The organism is Phenylobacterium sp. (assembly GCF_035276905.1).
GTDB lineage: Bacteria > Pseudomonadota > Alphaproteobacteria > Caulobacterales > Caulobacteraceae > Phenylobacterium.
The window spans coordinates 1-2725 of sequence record NZ_DATELG010000224.1 but is presented as its reverse complement, the minus strand read 5'-3'; the positions used below and the strand labels follow the sequence as shown (position 1 = coordinate 2725).

Genomic DNA, 2725 nt, shown 5'->3' with positions numbered 1-2725 from the left:
GGTTGAGCTCTGAACCACGCCGAGGACGGCTCGACATCAAGGCCGCCGCCGGCTCTGGGCTACGTCGAGACCTGAGTTCCGCCCAGCTGCGCCGGCGGCCTGGTCTGGCCGCCTTCACAAAGGTCATGGTCGCCACGGCTGCGCCGGGATGGCTTGGCGGGCGGGGAGACGACCTGGTCCGCGAGGAGATGATCCCCCACGGCGTTCGCCCCAAACGGGGCGGCCGGCGCTTACATGACCCTGCGGAACAGCTGCCGAACAAACCTCAAGCGCTTGGTGCGTTCCCGATCCGGCCCCACACGACTTTGCGGTTGGTGATTCGTTCTCTCAACCCCGGCGCCGCGGCCGGAGCGCAGCGCAGGCCGCGGCGCCGAAAAATAATCCGGCGCCTCAGGCGCGCACCACCCGCCCGACAGGGGAGGGCGGGGCGGCCAAGTCCAGCCGCCCCGTCGCGCCCCTACGCCCGGCTCTTGACGGGGACGTGGCGCACGCCCTTCTCCGCCGCCTTCTGGCCGAGGTTCAGCGCCGGGCCGAAGGGCTGCAAGCCCGCGCCGCGCTCGCTGTTGAGCGTGTTCGGCAGGGTCAGCACGCAGACCGGGTCAAGGTCCAACAGCTGGTCGTTGGCGCGGAAAGGCGCTGCGCGCCCGTTCTTGTCGAAATCGGCCTTAGCCAAGACGAGCGTGACCTTCTTTTGCTGCGCCCACTTGATCGCGATCTTCTCGCCGCCTTTCGCCCCGGTCGTCGCAAGGGCCATGTCGGGCCATTGCTGGCGCGCCCAGTTCAGCGCGTCAAAGATCCTGTGCGCGTCGTCGGCCGTGTCAGCCTGGGGGGCCGCCCGGAACGCCACGACCGTTGCGCCGGGATCGGTCGCCGCGTGCTTCCTCGCCTTGGCGGTCCGCAGCGCGTCCCGCGCCTCGATCTGCGCAGCCGTGGTGCGGGAAGCACGAACCGCGCCCCTCCAAGCCGTCCAGACCTCTCCGGTCGCCGAGGTGTAAGCCTGCGCCGCGGCGTCACGGATCGCCTCCACGGCGGCAACCGCCATGTCCGCCGCGCGGGTCTTCGCGGTCGCCTCCTGCAATTCGACGTCGGCGACTTCGCTTCCGTCGTTCTCACGCATCAGACGGTTGATTTCGTCCCGCTGCTTGTCGGCCTCGCGCTCGATCCGCTGCGCGGCCGAATGGAACGCGCCAATCAGCGCCTCGCAAATGGTCGTGCGGAAGTCCTCTAGCTGGGTGTCGCTCAGGACGTCGACCACCTCCGCCATCAGCACATGGCCGAGCTGCTCAAGCTGAGCTTCGGGGGGCTGCTCGCGGCTGTCGTCGAAAGCGGTCGGAAGGGGAGCGAAGTAAGGCTCAAACATTTCAGGAAATCCCACGGGGTGATGGCAGGGCTCAGGGCCCCCGCCCTGACCCCTGCCCGTCGGCGAGACTGGGGGTAGCAAGTGGGACGCGGCCGGAGGGGAGGGGGATCACCCGGCCTGCACGACCGAAGGGAGGAAGGCCGGGGAAACCCCTCCGGCCGGTCGGAGAGCAGCGGAGACTTCACGTCCCGCGCGCGAGGGGCGACGCCCCTTAGCCCCCTCCTGAAGGATCGGCATCGCGGCGCCGTTGATATGTCCCTTCGCTTTGAGCGGCGGAGGTTCAGAATCGGTGCTCGCGCCAGCTGCGAGCCAGAGCGCGCGCCTCGCTGCGCGTCCTGGCCTCGCCAATCCACTCGCCGCAGAAGCGGGCGACGTAGCGGCGGGCGCGGTAGCCGCAGTATTCGGGGCGGACGCTGAACCGCCGGTCGCGCCGCGCGTCAGCCGCCGGCCCACGCGCGTCAGGCCTGTCGTGCTGGGCCTTCATGAGGCCGTCTCCGGAAGAGGCGGCAGCTCACGCCAAAGGCCGGCGTGGACGACGGCGAAGCCGAGCACCTGCAACCCGGCGACGAATTGGTGGGCGGCGGCGAGTTCGTAGGCGATCCAGGCGCAGCGGTCCTGGCGCCAGCTGAAGCCGGCCTTGCGGGCCTTGCCATGGATGCGACGCACGGCGCTGTCGCTGAGCGAGGCGCAATCGTAGAGGCGAAAGGCGCAGCGAACGCCCGAAAGCGCGCCATAGGCTTCATCCCGCCAGGTGACGGTGAGTTTGCGAGACATCGCAGTCTCCTGAGGTGGTGGGGTTGCCGGCGTCCTGATCGGGACGCCTGATGGGGGAGGGCACGGCGGCGCGGCCGGCCCACCGCACCGACGTTGGATTGGCGTCCCCGATGGCGCATCATCCGGCCATGGGCCGCCGTTACGACATCCGGGAAGATCGCGAGGGTTGGACGGTCTTCGACGTCTTCACCGGCGAGCCCGTGGTCATCCACGGCGTCCCTCAGACCGGCTTGGACATCCAGGATGCCGACGAGCTGGCGGAGCTCTTGGAGAAGCCCGCCATGATGCGGGATCGCAGCCTGCGCCAGTAGCATCGAGCGAGAGCCGAGCCCGCGGCGCCGCGCTCGTCGCTCACCAATCGCACCGCGCACGCAGGGGCGGCGGCGCGCCGGGCTTGTAGGCGACCTGCGCGTGTCCCGGGCAATACGGACCGTCAGCAGCCGGCCGGCCGCAATAGGTGAACCCCGCCTCGAGCGGGTCGCCGATCGGCCACTTGCACATGTGTGCGCCCAGGGCGAGGAGGGTCGCACAGCCCGGGCCCTCGACGATCCGCGCGGGCGCGGACCTGGCGACGGTCGGCGGGCCAGCCAC

Annotated in this window: 5 protein-coding genes; 1 reads left to right on the top strand and 4 read right to left on the bottom strand. The window is 70.2% G+C overall.

Annotation, left to right across the window (positions count from 1 at the left end):
• Positions 1-457: 457 nt before the first annotated feature.
• From VJS38_RS10560 to VJS38_RS10550, 3 genes are all read right to left on the bottom strand, one after another.
• On the bottom strand, positions 458-1360 hold the full coding sequence (locus VJS38_RS10560; protein ID WP_324088107.1) for a DUF2493 domain-containing protein: 903 nt from the start codon (positions 1358-1360) through the stop codon (positions 458-460).
• 280 nt (positions 1361-1640) lie between these two features.
• Positions 1641-1844 carry a hypothetical protein gene (locus VJS38_RS10555; RefSeq protein ID WP_324088106.1) on the bottom strand — a complete coding sequence of 68 codons (204 nt, stop codon included), beginning with the start codon at positions 1842-1844 and terminating at the stop codon, positions 1641-1643.
• Positions 1841-2134, bottom strand: coding sequence for a hypothetical protein (locus VJS38_RS10550; RefSeq protein WP_324088105.1), 294 nt, complete (start codon positions 2132-2134; stop codon positions 1841-1843). Before VJS38_RS10550 ends, VJS38_RS10555 begins: the two co-directional genes overlap by 4 nt.
• Positions 2135-2244: 110 nt before the next feature.
• Here VJS38_RS10550 and VJS38_RS10545 point away from each other — a divergent pair, with 110 nt between their 5' ends.
• Entirely contained in the window at positions 2245-2445 is a 201-nt protein-coding gene (locus VJS38_RS10545) for a hypothetical protein (RefSeq protein ID WP_324088104.1), read from the top strand.
• Positions 2446-2485: 40 nt separating this feature from the next.
• On the opposite strand, the gene VJS38_RS10540 is transcribed toward VJS38_RS10545, so the two are convergent.
• A partial coding sequence (locus VJS38_RS10540) for a GcrA family cell cycle regulator (protein WP_324088103.1) occupies positions 2486-2725 on the bottom strand: 240 nt, incomplete at its 5' end.

Bases quoted from the DNA above. Each gene is read 5' to 3' on its own strand.
- VJS38_RS10560 (WP_324088107.1), bottom strand. From the start codon at position 1,360: ATGTTTGAGCCTTACTTCGCTCCCCTTCCGACCGCTTTCGACGACAGC.
- VJS38_RS10555 (WP_324088106.1), bottom strand. From the start codon at position 1,844: ATGAAGGCCCAGCACGACAGGCCTGACGCGCGTGGGCCGGCGGCTGAC.
- VJS38_RS10550 (WP_324088105.1), bottom strand. From the start codon at position 2,134: ATGTCTCGCAAACTCACCGTCACCTGGCGGGATGAAGCCTATGGCGCG.
- VJS38_RS10545 (WP_324088104.1), top strand. From the start codon at position 2,245: ATGGCGCATCATCCGGCCATGGGCCGCCGTTACGACATCCGGGAAGAT.